At 59.8% G+C, this 3,446-nt stretch carries 5 protein-coding genes; all 5 read right to left on the minus strand.

From position 1 onward, the window contains the following. On the minus strand, window positions 1-443 hold a 443-nt coding region (locus A7V84_RS21075), incomplete at its 3' end, for a hypothetical protein (protein ID WP_156508015.1). Then, entirely contained in the window at window positions 425-877 is a 453-nt protein-coding gene (locus A7V84_RS08350; protein WP_063492522.1) for a lysozyme, read from the minus strand. The genes A7V84_RS08350 and A7V84_RS21075, both read right to left, overlap by 19 nt. After that, entirely contained in the window at window positions 870-1,082 is a 213-nt protein-coding gene (locus A7V84_RS08355) for a hypothetical protein (protein WP_063491366.1), read from the minus strand. Before A7V84_RS08355 ends, A7V84_RS08350 begins: the two co-directional genes overlap by 8 nt. 38 nt (window positions 1,083-1,120) lie before the next feature. Further along, a complete protein-coding gene (locus A7V84_RS08360) occupies window positions 1,121-2,233 on the minus strand; it encodes a sialidase family protein (RefSeq protein WP_063491367.1) in 1,113 nt (370 codons plus the stop codon). An 8-nt stretch (window positions 2,234-2,241) separates the two neighbouring features. Next, window positions 2,242-3,446: glycosyl hydrolase family 28-related protein (locus A7V84_RS08365; RefSeq protein ID WP_156508016.1), on the minus strand; the 1,205-nt coding region annotated here is incomplete at its 5' end.

A 3,446-nucleotide genomic window follows, 5' to 3' on the forward strand; every position in this document is an offset into this window, starting at 1 on the left:
CCTGCAGCGTCTTTTCCCACCTCGCTAAGTCGTCGTCCAAGGCTTTCAGCTCGGCCGAGACACTCTCCAAATACGCCGATCCAGTCGGGGCCGGTTGCATCAGGTCGGCTGCTGGCGCTGGTAGACGCGGCGTCCCGCTGGGCAAGTTGGCGGCGCAGCCCGTCAATGCGAGCAACAGCAGCGGCACGATCCCGATCTGACTTGACCAGTTGCGCTTCGACAGCTTGCCGCGCCAGCACGGCCCCCCGGCGTTCAGCATCCGCACGATCTTTCTCCTCTTGCCAGCCGCGCTCGATGGCGAGCTGGCGCTTCTCGATTTCTACCTGTTTGGCGGCAGCGCCTGCCCTGTATTGGGCAGCGCCGTACCAATGCCGCTCGGCCAGCAACCCGGCCAGCAGCAGCGCGCCGACGGCCGCGCCGATGGCTACAGCCCGGACAGACATATCTGCATCTCCGCTGCGCGCCGACGCTCCAGGCCCCGCAGCTTGGTGCCGCCGGCATACACCCAGCGCGGCAGCTCGCGGCAGGCCCCGGCCAGGTCGCCCGCGCGCAGCTTCCTGACCAGGGTCGAGCCGGCGTAGGCGCCCGGCCCTACGTTGTAGACGAAGCTGGCCAACGCCACCCGCACGCCGTCCGGCAGCGCCTGGGGCGTCGAGCCCTCCACCACGGCCAGCGCCTTGACGACTTCCTGGCGGGTCAGCTCGTCGCAGCGCGCCGGCGTGGCCACATCACCCAGCTTCACGCCATGGGTATACCCTTCGCAGATCGTCGGGATGCCAACCGGATCGGCATACGCGATCAGCGAGCGCCCCTCCCAGGCCGCCACCAGGGCGATGGCCGCAGATACCACCCCGGCCGCGATTTTCCCTTTATCCACGTCGGCCTCCACGCAGAACCGACATGACCCACGCGCACGCGCGCCGGAACATCGGGTTCTTTTCGTGCAGCTCGGGCAGCTTGATGGCGATCAGGATCAAGACATAGATCCCCCAGAGCACGGGCACTACCGCGCTGAAGGTGGCCAGCCAGGCCGCCAGGCCCGTGCCGGTGCTGACCGCAAGGTTCAGGCCGTCGTTGTTCATTCTTATGATCCTTTTGGGCATGTCTACCCCTCTGTTCGTCAGAGCGGTGCAGTGTCGAAAGTCGCGCTACCGATGGCGGGCAGCGCCTTCGTGCTGCGGCGCGCATAAAAAGGCATGAAAACTCTGCCTGGGCTGATCTCGACAGGGGACGGCTGCCCGCCGTCGGTCGAGTAGATCGGAGCAATGCGAGTGCGATAGCCCCACGTCGCCCCGCTCATGTCCGTTGTACGAAAGACCGTGATCCCTGTCGTGCTGAAGCTGGTGACTTGATCTCCAGCAGACCCTCCGTATCCAGAGGTTCCGCTTCGGTCGCCCGTGGCGAGCAAAAGAGAGCCGTCAGAAAGTTTGATCAAATCCGGCTGCCGGCCTTGAACTAGATTTGTCGGATAGGCCTGGGCCGCAGACCATCCGGATATGCCCATGTTTGACGTCGATCGAGCCCAGTAGATGGGGTTATTCGCGCCGGAGTCCTCGCGGCACAGGGCGAGCCAAGACCCTGGCGAGGTTTCTACAATTGCGCACTCATTCAGCAGCCGCCCAGGAAGAGACATGATCACAGACTTAAAAATCCACGTGATCATGTCGCTTGACTCAAACACCGCAGGTTGCTGCTGCGCGGGAGACAAGCTTGCGTAGGCCGTCCGGTAGTATTTACCATCACTACCGCGCGTCACCCTCCCCCATGTGGAGTATGTGAGACCTTCAGCCTGGATCTGGCTTACTACGGTCGGTCGGAGCGTGCCGCCATCATTGGTAATGGTGAACACCTTCAGCGCAACCGATTCCCCCGCAGAGACGAGATCTTCAATCAGCGAGAAGTCATAGAGGTACCCGCCACCCTGTGGATTCTTGACAGCGAAAGGCGTAGTGCGAAAAGACTCGCCATAATCATCCGATCTGAACATTACTTGACGATCAGAGTCAGCGTGCCCTACGCCGTCACTGTAGATGCCAACAATTGAGCCCTTAAGCAACTGCGCCTGAGGAAATGCAAGATATCGATCTGCTCGCGAATCAATCAACTTGGTCCGGAAATTCAACGCTTGCGCCATGACGTGATTCCGCACCTCCCTGGGGAACAGGCACGGACGCCCACGAAGATCGTTGCCGGTGTATTCAAACTCGCGCTTGATGCCAATAACCACGGGCATGACAGCTCCTAAAAAATGACCGATGCAGTCCAGTGGCACAAATACCGATGCCCCACCACTGCGGCGGCGTTGTTTGTTATCACGGCTCCGCGCTCGCTTAGGTCATAACCCAGGCCGTTAATCACTGTGTTGGAATCCACGTCAAGCAGCCTCGACTCCGTCCCACTCAGTGGCTGCTGAAACAAAAACTGCGGCGGAACTACCATTGGAGGGCTGAATTTGATCGGAATCGATATCGCCCAATTGACCGCGGCCGTTACAGCGACTGCAGAAACAGCCCCTTGCCGAGTCACGGATCCACGCGGAGCGCCATAGGGATAGCTTGTCTGATAGCGTGTCGATGCCTTGTCGAACTGCTGAGATACGGTCAGCTCATCAAGCCGCTCGGGCGCCTCGCCGGGATACATACGTATCCACTCAAATTCGACGTAATCGTCGGCCGGAGCCTCACCAGAAAAGCCAATCGCCAGGGCCACTGATACCTGGATGGAATCCTCTGGCACATCCACTGTTATAAAAAATGGCGCGCTCCTGGGGCGAGTCACAAGAGGAAGCTCAATGCTCCCAACCGCAAGCACCTCATTGCCACTGGTATAAGCGCCGTCATCCCTCAGAATGGGTTGTTCAGGCTCCCGAGACATCTGGATGCGATAGACCACCCCGGAACCCGTGTATGCGGAGGATCGGCAGCCGTTGATCTCGAAGATGCACCGCCGCCCTTGCAGTGGCTTGGTCTCTTCACGCGACAAATTGATCACGACCACGTGATCGCTTTCGTCGGCTGTAGTAGCGTTGCGCTGGATGCGCATAGCATCCGCGACCCTGGTTCCTTCTACGTGATAGACAGTTGTATTTTGCGAAAACCCCATTCGTGCATGTGTCACACCGCAAGGGATTTGCATGCGCTGAACATTGTTGGTCCCCAGCGCATGCCCCATCGCCCAGACGTTGAAGTCCCCTGGCCAAAGGACATTAGTTGCTGCGTGCCGCAAAATTTTGTAGTCCAGCCCATCGAACCTAACGCTGCCAGGGCCCTGTGGGTTGCGCGCAAACAGCGCGTCAATATCGCCTCCATAGAGATAGGTACCGTCAGGGAAATATGGCGAATCCGTCTCTTGCAGCGCAGCATCAATGGCCGTAGTGCTATCAGTCTGCCCGGACGGGTCTGCCCCATAATCAACTACGCTGACCGATTCCCTCATCTTGTCTTGGA

The organism is Bordetella trematum (genome assembly GCF_900078335.1).
Taxonomy (GTDB): Bacteria; Pseudomonadota; Gammaproteobacteria; order Burkholderiales; family Burkholderiaceae_B; genus Bordetella; species Bordetella trematum.